26 protein-coding genes and 1 pseudogene are annotated in these 20,382 nt (G+C 33.3%); 15 read left to right on the plus strand and 12 right to left on the minus strand.

The window, feature by feature from the left end:
* Window positions 1-5: 5 nt before the first annotated feature.
* Window positions 6-809, plus strand: a complete 804-nt coding sequence (locus CYAN10605_RS08070) for a hypothetical protein (RefSeq protein ID WP_015219447.1) — start codon at window positions 6-8, stop codon at window positions 807-809.
* A gap of 351 nt (window positions 810-1,160) precedes the next feature.
* Window positions 1,161-1,265, plus strand: a complete 105-nt coding sequence (gene psbM / locus CYAN10605_RS18145; RefSeq protein WP_015219449.1) for a photosystem II reaction center protein PsbM — start codon at window positions 1,161-1,163, stop codon at window positions 1,263-1,265.
* Window positions 1,266-1,402: 137 nt separating this feature from the next.
* On the opposite strand, the gene CYAN10605_RS08075 is transcribed toward psbM, so the two are convergent.
* Window positions 1,403-2,065, minus strand: coding sequence for an HAD-IA family hydrolase (locus tag CYAN10605_RS08075; RefSeq protein ID WP_015219450.1), 663 nt, complete (start codon window positions 2,063-2,065; stop codon window positions 1,403-1,405).
* Between the two features lie 379 nt (window positions 2,066-2,444).
* Here CYAN10605_RS08075 and serA point away from each other — a divergent pair, with 379 nt between their 5' ends.
* From serA to CYAN10605_RS08090, 3 genes are all read left to right on the plus strand, one after another.
* Window positions 2,445-4,025, plus strand: a complete 1,581-nt coding sequence (gene serA, locus CYAN10605_RS08080) for a phosphoglycerate dehydrogenase (protein ID WP_015219451.1) — start codon at window positions 2,445-2,447, stop codon at window positions 4,023-4,025.
* A gap of 90 nt (window positions 4,026-4,115) precedes the next feature.
* Window positions 4,116-5,021 carry a 50S ribosomal protein L11 methyltransferase gene (gene prmA, locus CYAN10605_RS08085; RefSeq protein ID WP_015219452.1) on the plus strand — a complete coding sequence of 302 codons (906 nt, stop codon included), beginning with the start codon at window positions 4,116-4,118 and terminating at the stop codon, window positions 5,019-5,021.
* A gap of 128 nt (window positions 5,022-5,149) precedes the next feature.
* Window positions 5,150-6,130: a CHAD domain-containing protein gene (locus CYAN10605_RS08090; RefSeq protein WP_015219453.1), complete on the plus strand. Its 981-nt coding sequence runs from the start codon at window positions 5,150-5,152 to the stop codon at window positions 6,128-6,130.
* A 35-nt stretch (window positions 6,131-6,165) separates the two neighbouring features.
* Here CYAN10605_RS08090 and CYAN10605_RS08095 read toward each other — a convergent pair whose 3' ends face one another.
* The 6 genes from CYAN10605_RS08095 to ndhI form a co-directional block, all read right to left on the minus strand.
* The gene (locus CYAN10605_RS08095; RefSeq protein WP_015219454.1) at window positions 6,166-6,717 is read right to left on the minus strand and encodes a shikimate kinase; all 552 of its coding nucleotides are present in this window, start codon (window positions 6,715-6,717) and stop codon (window positions 6,166-6,168) included.
* Window positions 6,718-7,163: 446 nt separating this feature from the next.
* A complete protein-coding gene (locus CYAN10605_RS08100) occupies window positions 7,164-7,433 on the minus strand; it encodes a YggT family protein (protein ID WP_015219455.1) in 270 nt (89 codons plus the stop codon).
* Between the two features lie 73 nt (window positions 7,434-7,506).
* Window positions 7,507-8,154 carry an HAD-IA family hydrolase gene (locus CYAN10605_RS08105; RefSeq protein ID WP_015219456.1) on the minus strand — a complete coding sequence of 216 codons (648 nt, stop codon included), beginning with the start codon at window positions 8,152-8,154 and terminating at the stop codon, window positions 7,507-7,509.
* A gap of 259 nt (window positions 8,155-8,413) precedes the next feature.
* Window positions 8,414-8,719 (minus strand): NADH-quinone oxidoreductase subunit NuoK, encoded by a 306-nt coding sequence (nuoK, locus tag CYAN10605_RS08110; RefSeq protein WP_206536274.1) that lies wholly within the window; start codon window positions 8,717-8,719, stop codon window positions 8,414-8,416.
* A 22-nt stretch (window positions 8,720-8,741) separates the two neighbouring features.
* Entirely contained in the window at window positions 8,742-9,359 is a 618-nt protein-coding gene (locus tag CYAN10605_RS08115) for an NADH-quinone oxidoreductase subunit J (protein ID WP_015219458.1), read from the minus strand.
* A 49-nt stretch (window positions 9,360-9,408) separates the two neighbouring features.
* Window positions 9,409-9,984 (minus strand): NAD(P)H-quinone oxidoreductase subunit I, encoded by a 576-nt coding sequence (gene ndhI, locus CYAN10605_RS08120; protein ID WP_015219459.1) that lies wholly within the window; start codon window positions 9,982-9,984, stop codon window positions 9,409-9,411.
* Between the two features lie 489 nt (window positions 9,985-10,473).
* Here ndhI and hemH point away from each other — a divergent pair, with 489 nt between their 5' ends.
* Window positions 10,474-11,637 carry a ferrochelatase gene (gene hemH / locus CYAN10605_RS08125; RefSeq protein ID WP_015219460.1) on the plus strand — a complete coding sequence of 388 codons (1,164 nt, stop codon included), beginning with the start codon at window positions 10,474-10,476 and terminating at the stop codon, window positions 11,635-11,637.
* An 85-nt stretch (window positions 11,638-11,722) separates the two neighbouring features.
* Window positions 11,723-12,127, plus strand: a complete 405-nt coding sequence (locus CYAN10605_RS08130; protein ID WP_015219461.1) for a QcrA and Rieske domain-containing protein — start codon at window positions 11,723-11,725, stop codon at window positions 12,125-12,127.
* 3 nt (window positions 12,128-12,130) lie between these two features.
* Here CYAN10605_RS08130 and CYAN10605_RS08135 read toward each other — a convergent pair whose 3' ends face one another.
* Complete coding sequence (locus CYAN10605_RS08135) at window positions 12,131-12,532, minus strand: hypothetical protein (RefSeq protein ID WP_015219462.1); 402 nt, start codon at window positions 12,530-12,532, stop codon at window positions 12,131-12,133.
* A gap of 114 nt (window positions 12,533-12,646) precedes the next feature.
* On the opposite strand from CYAN10605_RS08135, the gene CYAN10605_RS08140 reads away from it, so the two are divergent.
* The 6 genes from CYAN10605_RS08140 (at window position 12,647) to hypD (ending at window position 16,544) form a co-directional block, all read left to right on the plus strand.
* Window positions 12,647-13,414 (plus strand): DUF6816 family protein, encoded by a 768-nt coding sequence (locus CYAN10605_RS08140; protein WP_150108939.1) that lies wholly within the window; start codon window positions 12,647-12,649, stop codon window positions 13,412-13,414.
* Window positions 13,415-13,762: 348 nt separating this feature from the next.
* On the plus strand, window positions 13,763-14,020 hold the full coding sequence (locus CYAN10605_RS08145; RefSeq protein ID WP_015219464.1) for a type II toxin-antitoxin system Phd/YefM family antitoxin: 258 nt from the start codon (window positions 13,763-13,765) through the stop codon (window positions 14,018-14,020).
* A 5-nt stretch (window positions 14,021-14,025) separates the two neighbouring features.
* Window positions 14,026-14,280, plus strand: a complete 255-nt coding sequence (locus CYAN10605_RS08150; RefSeq protein ID WP_015219465.1) for a Txe/YoeB family addiction module toxin — start codon at window positions 14,026-14,028, stop codon at window positions 14,278-14,280.
* Window positions 14,281-14,329: 49 nt separating this feature from the next.
* Window positions 14,330-14,917 (plus strand): Maf family protein, encoded by a 588-nt coding sequence (locus CYAN10605_RS08155; RefSeq protein WP_015219466.1) that lies wholly within the window; start codon window positions 14,330-14,332, stop codon window positions 14,915-14,917.
* Window positions 14,918-14,941: 24 nt separating this feature from the next.
* The gene (locus CYAN10605_RS08160; protein ID WP_015219467.1) at window positions 14,942-15,160 is read left to right on the plus strand and encodes a hypothetical protein; all 219 of its coding nucleotides are present in this window, start codon (window positions 14,942-14,944) and stop codon (window positions 15,158-15,160) included.
* A 289-nt stretch (window positions 15,161-15,449) separates the two neighbouring features.
* Window positions 15,450-16,544: a hydrogenase formation protein HypD gene (gene hypD, locus CYAN10605_RS08165; protein ID WP_015219468.1), complete on the plus strand. Its 1,095-nt coding sequence runs from the start codon at window positions 15,450-15,452 to the stop codon at window positions 16,542-16,544.
* A 443-nt stretch (window positions 16,545-16,987) separates the two neighbouring features.
* Here hypD and CYAN10605_RS08170 read toward each other — a convergent pair whose 3' ends face one another.
* From CYAN10605_RS08170 to CYAN10605_RS08180, 3 genes are all read right to left on the minus strand, one after another.
* Window positions 16,988-17,701 (minus strand): cytochrome b/b6 domain-containing protein, encoded by a 714-nt coding sequence (locus CYAN10605_RS08170; protein ID WP_015219469.1) that lies wholly within the window; start codon window positions 17,699-17,701, stop codon window positions 16,988-16,990.
* Between the two features lie 61 nt (window positions 17,702-17,762).
* A complete protein-coding gene (locus tag CYAN10605_RS08175; RefSeq protein ID WP_015219470.1) occupies window positions 17,763-18,530 on the minus strand; it encodes an NAD-dependent epimerase/dehydratase family protein in 768 nt (255 codons plus the stop codon).
* Window positions 18,531-18,609: 79 nt separating this feature from the next.
* A complete protein-coding gene (locus CYAN10605_RS08180; RefSeq protein WP_015219471.1) occupies window positions 18,610-19,110 on the minus strand; it encodes a YchJ family protein in 501 nt (166 codons plus the stop codon).
* A 171-nt stretch (window positions 19,111-19,281) separates the two neighbouring features.
* On the opposite strand from CYAN10605_RS08180, the gene CYAN10605_RS08185 reads away from it, so the two are divergent.
* Entirely contained in the window at window positions 19,282-19,482 is a 201-nt protein-coding gene (locus CYAN10605_RS08185; protein ID WP_015219472.1) for a hypothetical protein, read from the plus strand.
* Entirely contained in the window at window positions 19,483-19,734 is a 252-nt protein-coding gene (locus CYAN10605_RS08190; RefSeq protein ID WP_015219473.1) for a ParE family toxin-like protein, read from the plus strand. It begins immediately after the preceding gene.
* A 179-nt stretch (window positions 19,735-19,913) separates the two neighbouring features.
* Here the strand turns inward: CYAN10605_RS08190 and CYAN10605_RS08195 are convergent.
* Window positions 19,914-20,303, minus strand: a pseudogene (locus CYAN10605_RS08195) (element excision factor XisH family protein).
* Between the last annotated feature and the right edge of the window lie 79 nt (window positions 20,304-20,382).

Here is a 20,382-nt window from a genome sequence, read left to right on the forward strand (position 1 = left end):
AAATAATGAAAATAAATTGGTTTTCCCCTTTACCTCCTGCTAACAGCGACATTACCAACTACACCATAAAGTTATTAACATTTCTACAAGAAAAAGCTGAAATTACCTTTTGGACAAATCAAAGCCCATGGGATGCTAAACTAAAAACAGAAGTAGCCGTCAAAGAATATAAAATTGAGCAAATATCATGGTTAGAATTGAATCAGGGGGATGTCAATATCTATCATATTGGTAATAATGCCGAATTGTATGGGGATATATGGCAAATTAGTCGGCGGTTTCCGGGGATAGTCATTCTTCATGATGAAAAGTTGCAAGATTTTTTCTATATGCTTTCTTCTTCTAAGAATGAGTATATTGAGTACATGAAACAATGTTATGGGGAAGAAGGAAATAAAAACGCCAGATTATTCCTTAATAATTATCATTCAAGGGAATTTATGGCAAAAAACTATCCCTTAACCCCTTTAGCCCTAGAAAATGCCCTTGGAGTTATCACTTATAATTACAACAATTATTTAACACTCTCTGCACAAAATCGCATTTTTGTGGGTTATATGCCTTCTTTGACTAATTTTATTAATACCGATAACAATATAAACTCTAATCCTTTATCAGATGCAGATGCTCTTATTAATTTTGCTTCTCAAGTCTGTCAGTATCGTTGTCAATCTAGCCTCGAGCGAATCGTTAATCGCATTGTACCAGAATTGACTTATCTTAACCCAAAAATTGAAACTTTAAATAATTTTGAAAACCTCGTTGATGCGATCGAATTTATTACCCTTCCTGTACATTCTAATAGTTAAAGATAATGATTTTTGTAACAAAATAAACAAAATAGATGCGATCGCTTCTTTTAATAGTTAAGATGAAAGTGTAGCCATAAGAATCATTGATTTTTAATTGGGCAACGGGAAAACCTAAAATTAACAGGGGGTAACTGTTATGCCATTAGAATACATAGACATGATTTCAATTATCGGTATTATTACCATTGCTAGTATTATTTTACTACCCCTTTTGGCGTGGATTCTCACTTGGAATGACTCCCATTTGCATCCTTAACTCGAAGTTAAAAACCTTGTCATCGAAAGAAGAAAAAAAGCGAATCTGTGATAATGTAGATAGAGTTAATTAAATAGTGAGAACTAACCAAAATGCAAGTTAACGATTTGGGCTTTGTAGCTACTATTTTATTTGTACTCGTGCCTACCGTTTTTCTCCTGATTTTATATATTCAAACGGGAAAAAACGAAGCCTAATACATTTATTTATCTAAATCAAAAGATAATCTGTTTTATATATTATTATCATTTTCAAGGGTTAACGACTAGAAATCTTAAGGTCAGGTTCGATAGTATCTTACTTGATATTATCTCTAGTTTTTAGCCCTTTAAATTTATGTTTGCAAAGATTTATTAAGACCACAGTTGCATTCAATAATATCTAATAATTCTTGAGGCTTATCTAAGATAAAATCTGGATTATATTTTTTTAAAACACTAGCAGAATTAAAACCCCAAGTCACCGCCGCCACTTTGATATTGCTTTTTTTAGCCGCTTCTATATCACGGGTTTCATCACCAATATAAATCACTTCATCCTTTAGCAAACGGTGTTTATCAATGGCCTTATTAATTACTTTATTCTTACCAAAAAGAGTATTTGCAGAATAGACAAAATCGAAATAATTATCTAAACTATTTTTCCTTAAAAACAACGAAACATTAGCCCCTAAATTAGATGTAATTATTCCTAAATAACATCCTTTCTTCTTTAAATTACTTAAGGCTTCTTTCATACCTTCAAAAGGTTGTAAATAGGCAATATGTTCATTTAATTGTCTTTTTACTCTTCTTAATAAAAATGGTATTTTATAGGCAGGAATAGGAGACTGGATAATAACATCTTTAGAACTAAGATTACTCAATCTTACAATGTCACTTTCAGTAACGGGGTCATAACCAAATTCATCTGCCAATTCATTCGCTATCTTTACTAAAGTAATGCGACTATCTGCGATCGTACCATCAAAATCAAAAATAAGCACTTTTAACGCCATGAAAGTTTCCCACATCCATATTCAAAATTTAAAGTTTAAGGCTCGAAAATAAAAATAAATATATTTTGGGGAGTAATTAGTAATAAGTAGAGGAGAGGTGTCAGGTTTCAGGTGTCAGGTGTCAGGTTTAGGGAGGTAATGAGTAATTATCAACTATTCACCATTGCCTATTGCCTATTGCCTATTGCCTTGTCTTAATTACTAATTACTATTGCCCGTCGCAAAAATAACTAAAGACACTCTTGTTGAGAATAATCCCGTTACATTTATTGATTTTAACAGACTGAGTGAATAATAATGGTAAGATGAAAACTGCGATTAATCAGCGTCAAAGTAAATTAACCATCGCAGTTAGAGTTAAACATTATAGTTAATTAGTATGGCAAAAGTTCTCGTATCCGATCCCATTGATGAAGCAGGGATTAAAATTCTTTCTCAAGTAGCACAAGTTGATGTTAAAACAGGATTATCCCCTTCAGAATTAGCAGGTATTATTTCTGATTATGATGCTTTAATGATTCGTTCTGGTACTCAGGTTACGGAAGAAGTCATCGAAGCCGCAACCCACCTTAAAATTATTGGACGGGCAGGGGTTGGCGTTGATAACGTAAATGTACCTGCCGCAACTCGTAAAGGTATCGTTGTTGTCAACTCCCCTGAAGGAAATACCATTGCGGCGGCCGAACACGCTTTAGCGATGATGTTATCTCTTTCTCGTCATATTCCTGATGCTAACCAATCTTTGAAAGAAGGTAGATGGGATCGCAAAAAGTTTATGGGTTCTGAAGTTTACAAAAAAACCCTTGGTGTTGTTGGTTTGGGAAAAATCGGTTCTCATGTAGCCACCGTCGCTAAAGCAATGGGGATGAAGATTTTAGCTTATGATCCTTTTATTTCTCAAGAAAGAGCTAATCAATTAGGATGTACTTTAGTAGATTTAGATTTAATTTTCACAGAATCTGATTATATCACCCTTCATGTCCCTAAAACCAAGGAAACAGCAAACCTCATCAATGCTGAATCTTTAGCTAAAATGAAACCCACTGCTAGAATTATTAACTGTTCCCGTGGTGGTATTATCGATGAAGATGCCCTTTATGAAGCCTTGGCGAATGAGAAAATTGCAGGAGCGGCTTTAGACGTTTTTGCTACTGAGCCTTTAGGGGAATCTTCTCTAAAATCTTTAGGTAGTAATGTTATTCTTACTCCCCATTTAGGTGCATCCACTGCCGAAGCACAAGTAAATGTTGCCATTGATGTTGCTGAACAAATTAGGGATGTCTTACTTGGCCTTCCCGCTCGTAGTGCTGTTAACATCCCCGGTTTAAGTCCTGATGTAATGGAAAAACTACGTCCTTATATGCGTTTAGCCGAAACTTTGGGCAATTTAGTCGGACAATTAGCAGGAGATAGAGTCGAGAGTTTCAATGTAACTTTACAAGGGGATTTAGCTGATAATAACAGTCAACCTTTAGTCGTGGCGGCAATTAAGGGTTTACTTTCTAAAGCTCTTAGAGAAAGGGTAAACTACGTTAATGCTGCGATCGAAGCTAAAGAAAGAGGCATCCACATCACAGAAACTAGAGATACCACCGCTAAAGATTACAGTAACTCCATTTACCTCGAAGCCACAGGTACAAAAGGCACTCACTCGGTGACAGGTGCGTTGTTGAATGATGGTGAAATTCGTATCATCAACCTAGATAACTACCCTGTTAACGTACCACCTAACAATTATATGTTATTTACCCTTCACAGAGATATGCCCGGTATTATCGGTAAAATAGGGTCTTTGTTGGGTAATTTCAATGTGAACATTGCGAGTATGCAAGTAGGACGTAAAATTGTCCGTGGAGATGCGGTGATGGTATTAACCATTGATGATCCTTTACCTGAAGGTATTTTAGGGGAAATCTTAAAAGTACCCGGTGTCACTGATGCTTACACAGTAACTCTTTAATCGTAAATTTCCCGTTTCTTTATAACTCCCCCTTATTAAAGGGGGCTAAGGGAAATCTCATTTTTAATTTTTAACTGATTGATTGAATTTATGACTGAAAATTGGTGGGAAATCCGAGTAAATTACATTCCCGAATTAGAAGATAGTGTATTTTGGCGTTTACAAGAATTTGGTTGTCAGGGTACTGCTTTAATGAAAGAAGAGGACAATTGGTTAATTAAAGGCTATGTCCCTACTATTAGTATTGATACCATTGATTTAGCCGCTCTTGCTCTTTCTCTCAAACAAGATTTTATTATGGCTGGACAGGAAAAGCCACCAGTTGTAACATGGCAATTAATTAATAACGAGGACTGGGCAAGTAGTTGGAAGCAATATTGGCAACCGATGGATATTGGAGACCGTTTTTCCATCTATCCTGCTTGGATTGAACCTCCTGAAAATTGCGATCACAAAGTGGCGCTGCGCGATCGTATCATTCTTCGTTTAGATCCCGGTTCTGCTTTTGGTACTGGTGTTCATGCGACAACTCAACTTTGTCTTGAGTCTTTAGAAATGCGCATAGATGATGATGAAATTAATTTAAACATAGCAGATATTGGTTGTGGTTCTGGTATTCTTTCCATTGGAGCAAGACTTTTAGGGGCGAAAGAAGTTACAGCAGTAGATACAGATCCTTTAGCAGTGAAAGCAACAAAAGAAAATAGTTTACTCAATCAGGTGGATAATATCAAAGTCTTTCAGGGAAGCATTGAAGAAGTGAAATTGCAGGGGCAAAAATTTGATGGTATTGTTTGTAATATTTTGGCAGAAATTATTAAACCGATGATACCCGAAATGGCAGAGATTATAAAGCCCGATGGTTGGGTTATTTTAAGTGGTATTTTAGTAGAACAATCTAACGAAATTGCTTCTATTTTAGAACAAAATGGATGGGCGATCGCAGCCTTATGGAAAAGAGATAATTGGTGTTGTTTGAATGCGAGAAGGAGTTAAAAAATTGTCTTAAATTTTCTCATATTATATAGAGGAATTAAATAGTTAATTTTTGTAATTAATCAAGAGAATTGAAAGAATGTTTTACTATAATAAATACATCTAAAATTTACACTGGAGGTTGATCTATGTCTTCATCGACTTTGAACAACAATCCGACAACTATCGGTGATTATGCCTATGGGGCAATTTCTAAGCATAGTCACAAAATTTTTAAATATGAAAAAAAAATTTTTCAAGAAAATGATCCCGAAAATCTACATCAAATTCGGGTGGCGATGAGACGCTTAAGAAGTTCTTTACTTAGCTTCGATCGAGTTTTAATTCTTCCATCTATAATATGCGATCGCACTGTAGGAAAAATTGCCCGTATTCTAGGACAGGAAAGAGATGTAGATATTATTAATATTAACTTAGAGACAAAATTTAAACCTAATTTACCAAGAGAAGAAGAAAAATTTTTATCAAAACTAGAAGAAGAATTTAATCAAAAAAAACATCTTCATTTTCCTAGTAGTAAATATATTTTAAAAGGCAAAAAATATTTAAAATTAAAACAAGCCCTTTTAGATTGGCTAGACATTCCGGAATTAAATAAAATTTCAGCTCTGAAAACAGAAAAATTATTACCAGATTTATTACTTCCACAAATTGCCTCTTTTTCCCTACAATCAGCATGGTTAACAGGTACTGAATTAGAAAACAATCACGAAATAAAACTTCAATATAATCTAACAGATACAGAAATAAAAGAAATCCTTAATCAAGAAGGAAAATATTTACATCAACTAAGAAAACAAGCTAAAAAAGTACGTTATCAACTAGAATTGTTTACTGACTTTTACCCACCTAAATATCAAGAATATATTAGTTTTGTTAAACAGTTACAAACGGTTTTAGGAAATATTCAAGATAACTTATGCTTAATGAGTTATTTATCTGATTTAGTAGGAAAAAAATGGGAAAAAAATCTCCCACAACTGTCATTATTAATCAAAGAAGATCAAGAAAGACAATGGCGAGAATGGCAAAAATTACAAAGTATTTTTCTTTCTCCTAATTATTTGTCTCATTGGCGAGAAGTCATTATTAAATTTATTAATATTTAGCTTTTCTACCAACAGAAAAATACAACATAATCTAATTAATTTAGATCACTGTTTTCTTGCCTAATTTTATGAGGAATTTCAACCATTATTTTTTGGACAATATCGTTAGGGTTATCATTTTCCTCAATACCAATAGTAATATCAGCTTGTTGATAGAGAGACTTTCTTTGTTCATATAAGCTGGTTAATTTTGTTTGCAATTCTTCCCGCTTTAGTAAAGGGCGAGTGTCATCATCTTTTAATCTTTGTACCAAAACATCAATAGGAACATTTAACCACACTACCATACCATCTCTGAGATGACTCCAATTTTGTTGACGGAGGATAATTCCCCCTCCTGTAGCAATCACCGTATATAAGTAAGCAGAGACTTCTTGCAAAACATCACTTTCTAACTGACGAAACTCATCTTCTCCATCTTCGGCAAAAATCTGATTAATACTTTTCTCACTGACAGCGCTAATAATTGCATCCGTATCTAAAAAACGATATTCCAACTCTTTTGCTAATAACTCTCCTACAGTAGTTTTACCTGATCCCATCATCCCAATTAAGTATATATTCAAACCCTTTAATAATTCTTTCATTTGATATTTCTGATCATTCTATAATTGCAATCACATAATATATCATTAACATCACCTCTGTTTAATAAGTGACGTTACGCAATTATTCATCTGTTTAGTTGTATTAGGTTTCAGGTTTCAGGTTTCAGGTTTCAGGTTTGATTTTTTGAAAATTAATTCATTAATAACTTATATTGAAGACAATAAAATCTATTTGTTAACTGTTTTCGTCAAAATATATTAAATTTAACTCCGAATTTAGGTGTTTTTAAAGATTAATTAATCAGTTATTTTGAGAAAAATTACCCCTCGCCCTGTGGGAGAGGGGTTGGGGGTGAGGGAAAAACGTTTTGATACCGAATGCTTATTAAAGGGGATTTAGGGGAAACAAAAACTTCTTAAACAACTTCTTAACTCCTAATTCCTAACTTAAGATAGTTATTATTTATTTCCGAGGAGAAAATAATTTACAATAAAGCCGCACCTAAAAGTTGAGGTACTAATTGTAAAAGGAAAATAGCCAAAATGGGAGATAAATCTAAACCCCCTAAAGGAGGTATTAAAGAACGGAAAATGTTAAGATAAGGGTCTGTTACTGGGGCAAGAAAAGAAATAATATTTGCCGCCCAATCTGCGGTTTGAAACCAACTCAACAAGATTCTAACAATAATTAAGGCTAAATATATTTGTACGAAATTAGCTACGGTGGTAACTATTAAATAAGAAATATTGTTCATTATTACCGATATTGCTCCTGCTTTTCTACTCTATAATTATTCTAATCTTAACGGAATTTGCTCTAGTTGGATTTTAATTTCTACGATTTAACCAAAAACTTTGCATTCCTACAGATTTTGCTCCCCAATAATCTTCTTGTTTGCTATCTCCAATATACCAAGCCTCTTGAGGTTGGCAATCATGTTTTTCTAAAGCCTTTAAAAATATTTGAGGGTGAGGTTTTGCTACTCCTGTTAAGGAAGAAATTGTAATTGTTTGAAAATAGGTGGCCAAATTTAAATTCTTTAAAACGTCATAAATACGAGTATCAAAATTAGAAATCATTGCTAGTTGTATATCTTGATTTTGCCATTTTTTTAAACAGGATACTACTTCATCATAGATAAACCAAGGTTCGGCAGTGGTAAAGTAATCATATAATTGCGCAAAGAAGGCTTTAAAATCGGTAAATTCTCCTAAGGCGTTTGCTTTGGCAAAAGTATCATAAGCTATCTTTTCCCACCATTGATATTCTAATTGCTGAATTTCTTGTTTATTTTGCGTCTTAAAGGCTAAAGGAGGAGAAGACTTAAAACACTCATAGAAATATTGGTTAATTTCCTGACAATTTCTAATTACACCGTATTGACTAGATATTTTAATATAAGCATCTCCCACACTATTTTTAACTCCAAAAATAGTACCGACGGCATCAAGAAATATCACTTTGGGTTGATTCATAATCAATTTTAGTTGATGTCACTCCAGAAATTTACACATAAATAGAGATATTATCAGTCTATATCGTTAATGTGGAGATTTTACTGCTTAATTACTTATGAAATCTAGTTAGACTAGATAGCTTCTTTTGTGGTGAATAAATAAACGGTCAATTTCTAACTTGAACAATTATGACTACTGACTCTTTTATTCACTATTTTTGTCAAAACTCATTAATTTTAACTCCTAACCCCTAATTCCTAATTTATGATCTCATTGACTACCATTTGAGGAGGTTAAATCTTTCCATGTCGATGGTGTCACGGTTGCGGTAAATAGCGAGAATAATCGCTAAACCAACGGCCGCTTCCGCCGCCGCAATGGTAATTACGAAAATCGTAAATATTTGACCTTTAATTTCTGCGGGATCTAAATAATTAGAAAATCCCATTAGGTTAAGATTAACAGCATTAAGTAAAAGTTCGATCGACATTAAAACTCGAACTGCATTACGACTAGTAATTAGTCCATAAATACCAATACAAAATAATGCTGCGGCTAAAAGTAAAAAATATTCTAATTGTATTTCCATCATTTTTGTTTAAACATTAATTATTGTCGTTATCATTACCTGTCGTAATTAATTCTCTAGGTTGTTCAGGTAAGGTGAAGGATGTGGTATAAACTTCAGTGGTTTTTTGAGCTTCAGGAATTAAGTCTCTACGTGCTAAGATAATCGCCCCAACCATTGCCATTAATAATAAAACAGAGGCAATTTCAAAGGGTAACAAGTAATCACTGAAGAAATGTTTGCCAATAGCAACAATGGTATTTTCTACTACCGCAGGGGAGGTTTCTGATAATTGCCATGGAGTAGCCAAAACCATAGTGCCTAGTAAGGCAAATAAGCCCACACAAACTAAAGCAGTAGATACTTGACGAATTAATCTACCTCTTACTTGTTGATAGACTTCAGTTTTGTTAACCAACATAATGGCAAATAGAATAAGAACATTTATCGCCCCAACATAGATAAGAATTTGAGCGGCGGCAACAAAGTCGGCATTGAGAAGAATATAAAGCCCTGATATGCTTAAAAATACTCCCCCCAAAAGAAAAGCAGAGTAAACAATATTTTCAAATAAAACAACTCCTAAAGCTCCGCCAATCATCAGGAGAGATAAAATAACAAAAGCAACAAATTGGACACTTTGTGCGATTTCCACGATTTAATTTACCTTTTTAATAAAATTTTTCACAAGTTATAGTATAAGTTTATTGTTCGATTAAATCTTCGGGGTGCTTTCGGTCCCTTGGACTATTTTTAGGTAAGTCATGGGGAGATAAGACTCCTTTGGGAAGATAGCCTAATTCTTTTAATGGAGTTACCATGGGATCTTGAGTGACTTTAGTGGGTAAACGTCCGAGAGCTACGTTATCATAATTTAATTCATGGCGATCGTAACTTGCTAATTCATATTCTTCTGTCATGGATAAGCAGTTGGTGGGACAGTATTCCACACAGTTGCCACAAAAAATACAAACCCCAAAATCAATACTGTAGTGTTTTAATTCTTTTTTCTTGACGGCTTTGTTAAATTCCCAGTCAACTACGGGTAAATTAATAGGACAAACTCGAACACACACCTCACAGGCGATACATTTATCAAATTCAAAGTGAATTCTACCTCTAAATCTTTCAGACGGAATCAATTTTTCATAGGGATATTGTACTGTTACAGGTCTGCGTTTCATGTGGTCGAAAGTAACGGCAAATCCTTGTCCAATATACTTAGCCGCTTCCACGCTTCCTTTGGCGTAATCTGTAACTTGTTTGAGAAATTTAAACATAGATCTTGATATGACTGCCAACAAATTTTATTTTATCTTATCAGGAGAAGTCTATTAGTAGATAATTAAGAGGTATTGCTGATTTGAGGTATAAATAATTCAGATGCTCGGTTTGAATTATGAAAGGGCAAACCCCCCTTTATCCCCCCTCTCGAGGGGGGAGGGCAAAGGTAATTAACAATTAATAAAAACACCTGAAACCTGCAACCTGCCACTTCTTTCCTAACCCCGAACTCCTAACCCACAATACTTTTTACATTTCGTAACTGAATATTGACAATTTATTGCAATAAAGAATTATACTTAAGGTTAGATTTAAAAATAAATATTCATATTGTTAAGATAAATTATTAAAATCTTTAACAAAAACCAATATATCATCATCAATAAGTGTCTTTTAAGGGCAGTTTGTACATTTTGATTCTAAATTAGCAATCATAAATTGTTACACTTAGTAAAGAAAATTTAAGTATAATCATTATAAAAATCATGGGTCGTACAGGAGTATTATTATTAAATTTAGGTGGTCCAGAAAAACTAGAGGATGTACGTCCTTTTTTATATAATCTATTTTCTGATCCTGAAATCATCCGTTTGCCTTTTCCTTGGTTACAAAAACCTCTTGCTTGGTTAATTTCTACTCTGCGCAGTAAGAAATCGGAGGAAAACTATTTAGAAATTGGTGGTGGTTCACCTTTGTTACAAATAACCGAGGCTCAAGCTCAGGCTTTACAGTCTAAGTTATCTGGGCAGGGGTCTGATATTCAAGTATATGTGGGAATGCGTTATTGGCATCCTTTCACGGAGGAAGCGATCGCACGTATTAAGGAGGATGGCATTGAAAAGCTGGTTATTTTACCTTTATATCCCCAATTTTCCATTAGTACCAGTGGCTCTAGTTTTAGGGTGTTGGAAGAAATGTGGAAAACAGATCCTCAATTACAAAAAATAGAATATACTTTAATTCCTTCTTGGTATAATCACCCTGATTATTTGTCAGCGATGGCAGATTTGATTAAACAAGAGTTACAACAGTTTGAACAACCAGAGAAAGTATATATTTTCTTTAGCGCCCATGGTGTACCAAAAACTTATGTTACTGAAGCAGGTGATCCTTATCAAGTGGAAATTGAAGAATGTACTCAATTGATCATGAAAACCTTGAATACAGGTAATCCTTATATTCTTGCTTATCAGAGCAAAGTTGGGCCTGTGGAATGGTTGAAACCTTATACGGAGGATGCGTTGGAGGAGTTGGGGGCGAAAAATATCAAAGATTTATTAGTTGTGCCTATTAGCTTTGTTTCCGAGCATATTGAGACTTTACAAGAAATTGACTTAGAGTATAGAGAAGTGGCGGAGGAAGTTGGTATCAGTAACTTTAAGCGAGTTCCTGCTTTAAATACTCATCCGATGTTTATTGATGCTTTAACTAATTTAACTACTTCTGCGTTAGAAGAAACCCCTCTAAGGTTTGATCAAGTTACCCATCCTAAGAAGAATATGAAGATGTATCCCCAAGAAAAATGGGAATGGGGTTTAACTACCGTTGCTGAGGTTTGGAATGGGCGTTTAGCTATGGTGGGTTTTTTAGCACTTTTAATTGAGTTAATTAGTGGTCATGGTCCTTTACATTTAGTGGGCTTGTTATAATTTTTATAATAAGTAATAAGTAATATGATTTTGTGAGTAATTAAGATACAATTTTAGACCAATATTATCCGTTAGGAGTTATTAATTGAAAAGACGCAGATTCTTTAGTTTAACTCTTTTTTCCTTCATTTTTACTACTTTTTTACCTGTTTTTCATAAAGTTTTTGCCCAAGAAACTGAAAATAATTTTTATAAATTAGGTTCTTTGACTGATTTGGAGGAAAATGGTTTTTTACTGAATGAAAATTTAGAGATAGGTGCTGTTTTAGTAATTTTAAAAGAAGATAATTCTCTGATTGCGATCGAGCCTACTTGTACCCACATGGGTTGTTTAGTAGAGTGGAATAAGCAGGAAAATCTTTTTATTTGTCCCTGCCATAATTCTAAATTTCAAGAAGATGGCAAGGTGGTGGAGGGGTTAGCCATTTCTGATTTGCCCATTTATCAAGTAAAGATAGAAAATAATACTGTTTTTGTTGCTAATCAGTAATTACTAACTGTTTTCTATTCGTTTTTCAATATCTTCAAAAGTTTTTAATAATAATTTTTGGGCTTGTAATTTCCAACCATATTGTTGAATTTTAATAGCAATGGGAATTGCGATCGCAGGTGCAAGAAAATCTAAATATTGTTGAGAAGAAATACCCAATAATAAACCTAATCCACCGATACCCCAAAAAGGTAAGGCGAAAGATTGACGCTGACTTTCAATTTTTTTTGCCCAAAATCCTTGAGGCATTTTATTTAACAATTCTTGTTTAAGTTTTTGTTGTTCTTGAAAATTTAAAGCGATTCCTATTTTACGGCGTAATTTTTCTATTTTTCTCGCATCTGTACTATACTCAGTTAATTGATCCTCTGCCATAGCGATCAGATTTTCTAAAGTTAAAACCATAAATATAGAGCCTAATGATTATTATTTATAATGTTTATAATTTTAGTTTTGTATCACAAAATTAGGCATAAAATCAATCAAAAATTAATAATTAGTAATCGAAAATTATTATTAATGTTGAAAAAATTTATTTATTTGCTTATCGTCATTATCTCTATTCTGGTTACAAACATCAATCCTATTTTCGCCCTTTCCTTAGAAGATAGAATTAATCAATATCCGTCATGGCAACAGAAAATTTTATTACCAAAACCTGAAAAAGACTTAATTTTTCCTGATTGGTTTGAGGGAAAATGGGAAGTTACAAGTATTTTAAAGGAACAAATTGCCCCTTTAGCACCTAAGTTTCAAACACCGGGTTTTGAGCAAAATAATGAATATATAGATAAAAAAATACAGTTTTCAGTTAAGTTTATTGAGAGTAGTTTTTATCCTCAACAGGATAATTTTGTACCGCAAAAAATTAATAAACAAATCATTATCATAGCGGATCGTAAATTCAATAGTTTATCTATTGCACAAGCCTATTTAGGAATAGATAATGTGGAAAAAGTTGTGATAAATCCTAATAATACAACGGAGCAAATTACTAAGTTTAGAGGAGAAAATGAACTAATTTCAACGGTTATCGGTAGGCAACAAGAGAATATTTCTGAGAAAGATTTTATTACCAGTGAAGTAACAAGGCAATTTTTTCGCCGTCCTAATAGTGTTTATTTAAACTTAGTAGAAACAACCACTAAATATCATTTAATTAACTCAAATTTGATTAAAGCAAAGCAATTTACTGCTATTTACTTATCACCTCAAGACCCCGATTATTTTGTAGCTTTTGATCAACCTGTAGCCTTATATTACTATACACTAGAGTTGAAAAAATAGGCTCTTTTGCTTCTTTGACTCAACACCTTTAGGGGGAAGGTTTTTTCAAAATCAGGGCAAAATTATCTTGCCCTCACCCCCAACCCCTCTCCCATAGTAGAGGGGAGCGTTTTTTCTTAATAATTGATTAATTAATACTTAAAAACTCCTGTATCTGTTACTATTTGTTAGTTTCAAAAATTGACATTTTTGAGAATGAAAAAACCCTGCTTTAGGGGGAGGCAAGTCAGAATTTCCCTCTCTAAATCAAAATGATTGCTTTTTGCCTTCTTCAAATCGAACTGAGGTATGATCAACCATATAAGTACATAAACGGTAAACTAAAAATAGAATTAGTCTCTAAACATTATGGATGTAATTACTTATACTCAGGCTCGAAAAAACTTTACCCATGTAATGAATGAAGTTTGCGAAAATCATACTCCGATTATTATTACTCGTCAATCTGCAAAGCCTGTGGTAATGATGTCCCTTGAGGATTATAGCGCGATCGAAGAGACTTTATATTTATTACGGAGTCCAAAAAATGCTCAGCGACTTTATAAAGCATTAGGAGAATTAAAACAAGGAAAATACGAAAGTCATGAATTAATCGAAGAAGAATAGTAGTCATGAAAATTTCCTTTTTAGAAGACGGTTGGCATGATTATTTATATTGGCAAAGTCAGGATAAAAAAATCTTAAAAAGAATTAATCAAATCATTAAAGATATAAAAAGAAATCCATTTGATGGTATTGGCAAACCTGAGCCGTTAAAGTTTGATTTTAGCGGATTATGGTCAAGACGTATTAATCAAGAGCATCGCTTAATTTATCAAGTCTTAGACGATGAGGTTATTATTATTCAATGTCGTTATCATTATTAGTTAAGACTTACAATGAAAATGTATTGAAATATATTCTAAATCAATTTTTATGACACCTAAATTTGTCCTTGCTTCTGCTTCTCCTGCAAGACTAAAGTTATTACGTATGATAGGTATTGAACCTATAGTTCATAAAAGTGACTATGATGAATCGTTGATTAATCTACCTCAACCTATAGATTTAGTGAATACTTTGGCAATGAAAAAAGCGGAGGTAGTCGCCCAAAACTATCATGATTCTCTTATCTTGGGCTGTGATTCTTTGCTTTTAGTGGATGGGGAAATTTATGGTAAACCTGAAGATGAAGAAGTTGCGATCGCACGTTGGCAGTATATGCGTGGTAAAATGGGGAGGCTTTATACTGGTCATGGATTAATAGATACTATCAATAATCGTCAAATTGTTCAATGTGGTGTTACAGATGTTTACTTTGCTGATGTCACCGACGAACAAATTAGAGCTTATGTAGCTACTGGTGAGCCTTTAAAGTGTGCTGGTTGTTTTGCCTTGGAAGGAAAAGGGGGAGTTTTTATCGAAAAAATAGAAGGTTGTCACAGTAATGTTATTGGTTTGAGTCTTCCTTTGCTAAGGAAAATGTTGACAGAATTAAGTTATGAAATTAGTTATTTTTGGTAATTTTCTCTCACAATAGAGGCTTATATGGATAAAGATAGTCGTTTCGCTTTTTTAGTAATTGGTTTACCTTTTATCGGTTTAATTTATTGTTTAGGTATTATTGTTTTTTTTCTGGTGTCGCCCATCGCCCAAAATCACCCTTTAATAACAGGCATTATAGCCGCTACCGTTCCATTTTCGATCGCAGCTTTTATTTGGATTAAGGCATCAGCAAAGGCATATGGTAAAAAATCGAAAGGATAAAAGTAATTTGGATAAATAATGAGTATAAGTCGATTTGCACTTAAGTTGTCTAGTTAAGACAGGGAATGGGCAATAGGTAAACTTTGGAGTTATTTTCAAGAACTAAGGGAGAATTTAAATAGAATGGTGATGGTAGGGAAAAGGGAAACCCCCTTTATCCCCCCTCGAGAGGGGAGAGGGGAAGAGGGAAGAGTTAAGACTTTGAGTCATTTTCACAAATTAATAAAAAATGTAAGTTAAATGCGTCTTAGCCTAGTAAGTAATAAACAAAATAATCAGATGATGTGAGATGAAATTTGTTGACGAATATAGAGATTCAACGGTAGTAAAACAGTATGCTCAAAGAATTAGGGAAATTACGACTAAATCTTGGCAGATTATGGAAATTTGTGGCGGTCAAACCCATTCTATTTTGAAATACGGCTTAGATCAATTATTACCTTCTGAAATCTCTTTAATACATGGTCCTGGATGTCCTGTTTGTGTCACCGATATTGAGAAAATAGACAAAGCAGGTGCGATCGCATCTTTACCTAATGTGATATTATGTTCTTTTGGGGATATGTTAAGAGTTCCCGGTAGTAAAGAAGATTTACTGAGTATTAAAGCAAAAGGGGCAGATATTCGCATCGTTTATTCTCCCCTCGACTGCATCAAAATTGCCGAAGAAAACCCCCATAAAGAAATAATATTTTTTGCTGTGGGATTTGAAACCACCGCCCCCACTACCGCCATGACTGTATATCAAGCGGATAAAAAGCAATTAAATAACTTTTCCCTCTTAGTTTCTCATGTTTTAGTACCTCCTGCCATGGAAGCAATTTTATCCTCCACTCAATGTCAAGTACAAGGTTTTTTAGCGGCGGGTCATGTTTGTACTGTTATGGGTTATCATCAATATGAAACTATTTCTCAAAAATATCAAATACCTATTATCGTCACTGGCTTTGAACCTGCTGATATTTTACAAGGAATTTATTTATGTGTTCAACAACTAGAAAAAAAGGAAAATAAAGTAGAAAATCAGTATAGTAGATGTGTAAAAAAAGAAGGAAATAAAGAAGCTCAAAAACTGATTAATCAAATATTTGAAATCACAAATTATCAATGGCGTGGTATAGGAAATATAGATAACAGTGGCTTTAAATTAAGAGAAAAATATGTAATGTTTGATGCAGAGACAAAATTTAATCATGTTTCCACTACCACATCAAACGCTGATAATAATTGTATTAGTGGTCAAATCTTACAAGGAATAAAAAAACCTCATCAGTGTCAAGCCTTTGGAAATAAATGCACTCCTGAAAATCCGCTAGGCGCACCGATGGTATCTTCTGAAGGTGCTTGCGCCGCTTATTATCGTTATCACCTGAGTTTGATCTAAAATTAACATTAACTGTCTGGTGGTATTAGGCAACGAGCAAAGGGCAAAAGTGAATAGATTAAAAAAGGGCAAAGTTAAAAGGGCAAGGGGCAAAGGTAAGAGGCAAAGGTAAATAATTAATAATTAATAGTGAATAGTTGATAATTAGTAACTCTTAACTCCTAACTCGTTTCTCCTCTCATCACCCCAACATCCCAGGGCTGTTTCATTTTCAAGAAAGAAAAAAGAGCGGGAGATAGGGGGTGAGGGAGATGAGGGGATTTTTGTTCATAAAGTTTTAACTAATAGAAAAAAATCCTTGTATATCTTACTCTTACTCTTACTCTTACTTAATCTCAGTTAACCTAATTTTTTATTTTGAAACAGCCCTGCCCCAACATCCCAATACCCCAATACTCGAATATTCTCCTAATACCTTCTCTCCTCATCTCTTCAAACTTGTATCATTTAAGCCAAGAAATAACCCAAGCTAAAATAATGGTGAAAATCAAAACTATTTCACTAATCTTTAAATAAGCAGGAGTTTTTGTCCATTCATTAATCATAATTTCTCGATAATTTTCAGGCAATGATTTAATTTTATTTGGCCAATATTTAGGGTTTTCGTCCTCTCTAAAATCGAGTTTAAAGATTGATAATAAAAAACTAAAACTGCCTATTTTTGCTATAATTAATACATGGAACGCTATAGCTAAAACAACAATAATCAGTGAAATAAGATGCAAATAGTACCAATAATGATTTAATTCTCCTTGAGGCAACCATTTTTCATCCATCATTTTTCCACTAAAAACGGCAAATATTAAAGCGAAAATACTAAAAGTATTAACTAGACGATGAAGGGAGTACCACCAAATAGGTTTATTAATTAATTTTAGTTTATCTAAACTATCTTTTTGAATTAATTTTTGGGCTTGTTTATGAATACTATAGATAATAAAAATAGGTAATATTAATAATACCCATAAGCCAAAAGTTCCATGTATCCCCTCTATTTCTTTCCAGTCAGGAAGAAAAGCAATTTTGCCCCAACGTCCATCATAAGTGTTATATGTCCAAAAAGCAGTAATAACCGCTAAAATTACTGATAATCCTTGCAAATTATGCAATATTCTCAGCATTAGTTTTTGATAAGGAGATTTAGAGTTACTTTTCATGTGTTGACTGCTAGATAAAGAAACACGAGAGCATTATTAATAAAATATAAAGCCAAATTCATTATCTATTACTTTGAACAAAATCAATCACTGCGTCACGAGTGGAAGGAATATCAGTCACTGACTGAATTTTATCAATATTCACTTCATAATGAACGGGTTTCGCTTCCGTATTGATTTCAACTTCTCTATTAGTCATGTTTAACACTTCCTGTAACTCAATTACCCCATTGCCGCAAAGATTAAATATTTCTTGAGAGTAGCCTTTTTTTATTATTTCCATCACTCTCATGGCCGCTATATCGGTATTAATATACTGCAATTTGCTTTCTGGATGTAACCAAAGGCGATCGCCCCATAAAATATCAAAGATTGCATTTTTCTTTAAATGTTCACCCACAAATCCTCCCATGCGGAAAATTAACCAATCATGATGGCAATGTTGAACACATAATTCTGCTAAATATTTATGAAAACCGTAGGGGCTTTGTTTGCTAATATCAATGACAACATCTTCTTTTGTTGACTCGTAACTTGAACAATCAGAATAGACATCGCAGGAAGATAAAAATACATATTTATCACAGGGAAAATCAATTAGAGATTGTCGGAGCGATCGCACTGAAGCATCAAAATCAACTAAAGGCTCTTGAGTAGCTAAAAACTTTTTAGAGTTGCCATTAGCATTAATTAAAATATCGGCTTTAGTACCAATATAGTCGTGATAATTATGTCTATTTACTATTAAATGATCGATACTGTTTTTTTCACAAAAACGCTTATAAGCCGAACCGACAAAACCATTTCCACCTATAATAATTACTTTCATATCACTCTATATTGTCCCGTGCTTGTTCGACTCATCATTATATCTCAATGGGAAGGTTTAAAAGCAATCGCACCTTTCATCACCTAGTTTTACCGTGACACAATTTAAACTTTTTGCCACTGTTGCACCAACAAGGTTCGTTTTTTTTGGGTTGAATGGGTGGTAAAATCTCTCCATCAGTATAATACCATTTACCTTTTTCCTTGATAAAATTCGATCGCTCGTGCAGTTGAGCGACAGATTTTCCTTCTTGATATACTGCGATAAACTCCACAATACCCGTTTCATCCTCAGATTTGCCTCTCTCGGTGTTAAGTACGGTTAAACCAAGCCATATAAGACTGTTAGCAGTTGCCGTAATCATGGCTCTACTATTGGGTTTGCGGTATTTAGGATGTTCTGTGTTGAATAGGTAATCTATATTTTTGAGACAGTAAGCCGAATAGCGCGATCGCATTAATTTTTCTGCGGTAGGTGCGGGTAATTGTCCTTGTAAATAGACATCACAACATTGATTTAACGGCTTTTGACTTCCACAGGGGCAAGGTACAGAAGAAAGACTATGATTAGAAATAAACATGATTCAATGTCGATTAATAGCTAATTGAAAAATAGGTTTTTGTAAATGTTTTAAATATATACGATTAGATATGCTTATGCAAAAGTGTTGATCTAAAGTGCGATCGCATTTTTTTATAAAATGGTAACATAGAAGAAAAATAGGGAAAACTATTGTTAAAAGATAATTGAGATGACAAAATTACAATTAATTCAAGCAGAAATTGAAACTCTTACCTCAGATGACTTTACCTATTTAAAAAATTGGATTAATGAATTAGATACTCAACAATGGGAAAAGCAAATTGAGCAAGATTCTAATGATGGAAAACTTGATTTTCTGATTGAGGAAGCCTTATTAGAAAAGACTAAAAATCAACTACAGGAGTTATAGGTGCATCGAACTAATGGTAGATTTTGGAACTGTTTTTATCAGTTACCTGAATCAATTCAAATATTAGCGAAAAAGAATTTTGAACTTTTAAAAAATGACTTAAATCATCCTTCTTTATATTTCAAAAAAGTCGGAAAATTCTGGTCAGTTAGAGTTGGTATTAATTACCGTGCTTTAGCTTTTAAAGATGGAGAAGATTATATTTGGGTTTGGATAGGAAGTCATGAAGAATATGAAAGATTATTAAAATAGTAGCGATTATACTTCCAAATCAACCTAAAGTTCGATCGCATCCTTTCCTTAACTCCTTTTCAAAAGTGATATTATCTAAATTGAATATTCCATTTCACCAGAACTAATTTTCAAATTTTGTAATCGAGGTTGAATAGCTGATTGTTGTCTTAAAACTTTAGTTAAAATGTCAGCGTATGTTATTGATTTATCCATTGTAAAATATCCTCTTTTTGTGAATTAAAAATAATTAAATTGATTTTATTTCGTTTAATAGCTAATTGAAAAATAGGTTTTTGAAAATGTTTTAAATATACAGATTGACGAATTGCCAAAAACAATTTTCTTTTCGGTTCTTGCTCTTCTAAAGCCCATTGATAAAATTGCATTTGTCCGATGGTTTTTTTTTATTCACTAATCACCGAAGGAGAATCAAAATCTTTAACTTCAACCGCAATTTTCTGATTATTTTTTTCTGCTGTAAAAAATTTTTCAGCACCTAAATCAGCTTTTAGTAAGGTGTTTTCCAGAACTAAAATTAAAGGATCATCAGTAATTTTCCAACCATCTTTTTCTAAAGCATGACGCAAGGATAAAAGGATAAATGTAAACTGTCTCTTTTTGACATTATTTTATATCAAGACATATCTTCTTAAAAGGTGGGCAATG

The organism is Cyanobacterium aponinum PCC 10605 (assembly GCF_000317675.1).
GTDB lineage: Bacteria > Cyanobacteriota > Cyanobacteriia > Cyanobacteriales > Cyanobacteriaceae > PCC-10605.

What these genes read in the sequence shown, in the direction of transcription:
- CYAN10605_RS08070 (WP_015219447.1), top strand. Translation starts at nt 6, where the DNA reads ATGAAAATAAATTGGTTTTCCCCTTTACCTCCTGCTAACAGCGACATT.
- psbM (WP_015219449.1), top strand. Translation starts at nt 1,161, where the DNA reads ATGCAAGTTAACGATTTGGGCTTTGTAGCTACTATTTTATTTGTACTC.
- CYAN10605_RS08075 (WP_015219450.1), bottom strand. Translation starts at nt 2,065, where the DNA reads ATGGCGTTAAAAGTGCTTATTTTTGATTTTGATGGTACGATCGCAGAT.
- serA (WP_015219451.1), top strand. Translation starts at nt 2,445, where the DNA reads ATGGCAAAAGTTCTCGTATCCGATCCCATTGATGAAGCAGGGATTAAA.
- prmA (WP_015219452.1), top strand. Translation starts at nt 4,116, where the DNA reads ATGACTGAAAATTGGTGGGAAATCCGAGTAAATTACATTCCCGAATTA.
- CYAN10605_RS08090 (WP_015219453.1), top strand. Translation starts at nt 5,150, where the DNA reads ATGTCTTCATCGACTTTGAACAACAATCCGACAACTATCGGTGATTAT.
- CYAN10605_RS08095 (WP_015219454.1), bottom strand. Translation starts at nt 6,717, where the DNA reads ATGAAAGAATTATTAAAGGGTTTGAATATATACTTAATTGGGATGATG.
- CYAN10605_RS08100 (WP_015219455.1), bottom strand. Translation starts at nt 7,433, where the DNA reads ATGAACAATATTTCTTATTTAATAGTTACCACCGTAGCTAATTTCGTA.
- CYAN10605_RS08105 (WP_015219456.1), bottom strand. Translation starts at nt 8,154, where the DNA reads ATGAATCAACCCAAAGTGATATTTCTTGATGCCGTCGGTACTATTTTT.
- ndhI (WP_015219459.1), bottom strand. Translation starts at nt 9,984, where the DNA reads ATGTTTAAATTTCTCAAACAAGTTACAGATTACGCCAAAGGAAGCGTG.
- hemH (WP_015219460.1), top strand. Translation starts at nt 10,474, where the DNA reads ATGGGTCGTACAGGAGTATTATTATTAAATTTAGGTGGTCCAGAAAAA.
- CYAN10605_RS08135 (WP_015219462.1), bottom strand. Translation starts at nt 12,532, where the DNA reads ATGGTTTTAACTTTAGAAAATCTGATCGCTATGGCAGAGGATCAATTA.
- CYAN10605_RS08140 (WP_150108939.1), top strand. Translation starts at nt 12,647, where the DNA reads ATGTTGAAAAAATTTATTTATTTGCTTATCGTCATTATCTCTATTCTG.
- CYAN10605_RS08145 (WP_015219464.1), top strand. Translation starts at nt 13,763, where the DNA reads ATGGATGTAATTACTTATACTCAGGCTCGAAAAAACTTTACCCATGTA.
- CYAN10605_RS08150 (WP_015219465.1), top strand. Translation starts at nt 14,026, where the DNA reads ATGAAAATTTCCTTTTTAGAAGACGGTTGGCATGATTATTTATATTGG.
- CYAN10605_RS08155 (WP_015219466.1), top strand. Translation starts at nt 14,330, where the DNA reads ATGACACCTAAATTTGTCCTTGCTTCTGCTTCTCCTGCAAGACTAAAG.
- CYAN10605_RS08160 (WP_015219467.1), top strand. Translation starts at nt 14,942, where the DNA reads ATGGATAAAGATAGTCGTTTCGCTTTTTTAGTAATTGGTTTACCTTTT.
- hypD (WP_015219468.1), top strand. Translation starts at nt 15,450, where the DNA reads ATGAAATTTGTTGACGAATATAGAGATTCAACGGTAGTAAAACAGTAT.
- CYAN10605_RS08170 (WP_015219469.1), bottom strand. Translation starts at nt 17,701, where the DNA reads ATGAAAAGTAACTCTAAATCTCCTTATCAAAAACTAATGCTGAGAATA.
- CYAN10605_RS08175 (WP_015219470.1), bottom strand. Translation starts at nt 18,530, where the DNA reads ATGAAAGTAATTATTATAGGTGGAAATGGTTTTGTCGGTTCGGCTTAT.
- CYAN10605_RS08180 (WP_015219471.1), bottom strand. Translation starts at nt 19,110, where the DNA reads ATGTTTATTTCTAATCATAGTCTTTCTTCTGTACCTTGCCCCTGTGGA.
- CYAN10605_RS08185 (WP_015219472.1), top strand. Translation starts at nt 19,282, where the DNA reads ATGACAAAATTACAATTAATTCAAGCAGAAATTGAAACTCTTACCTCA.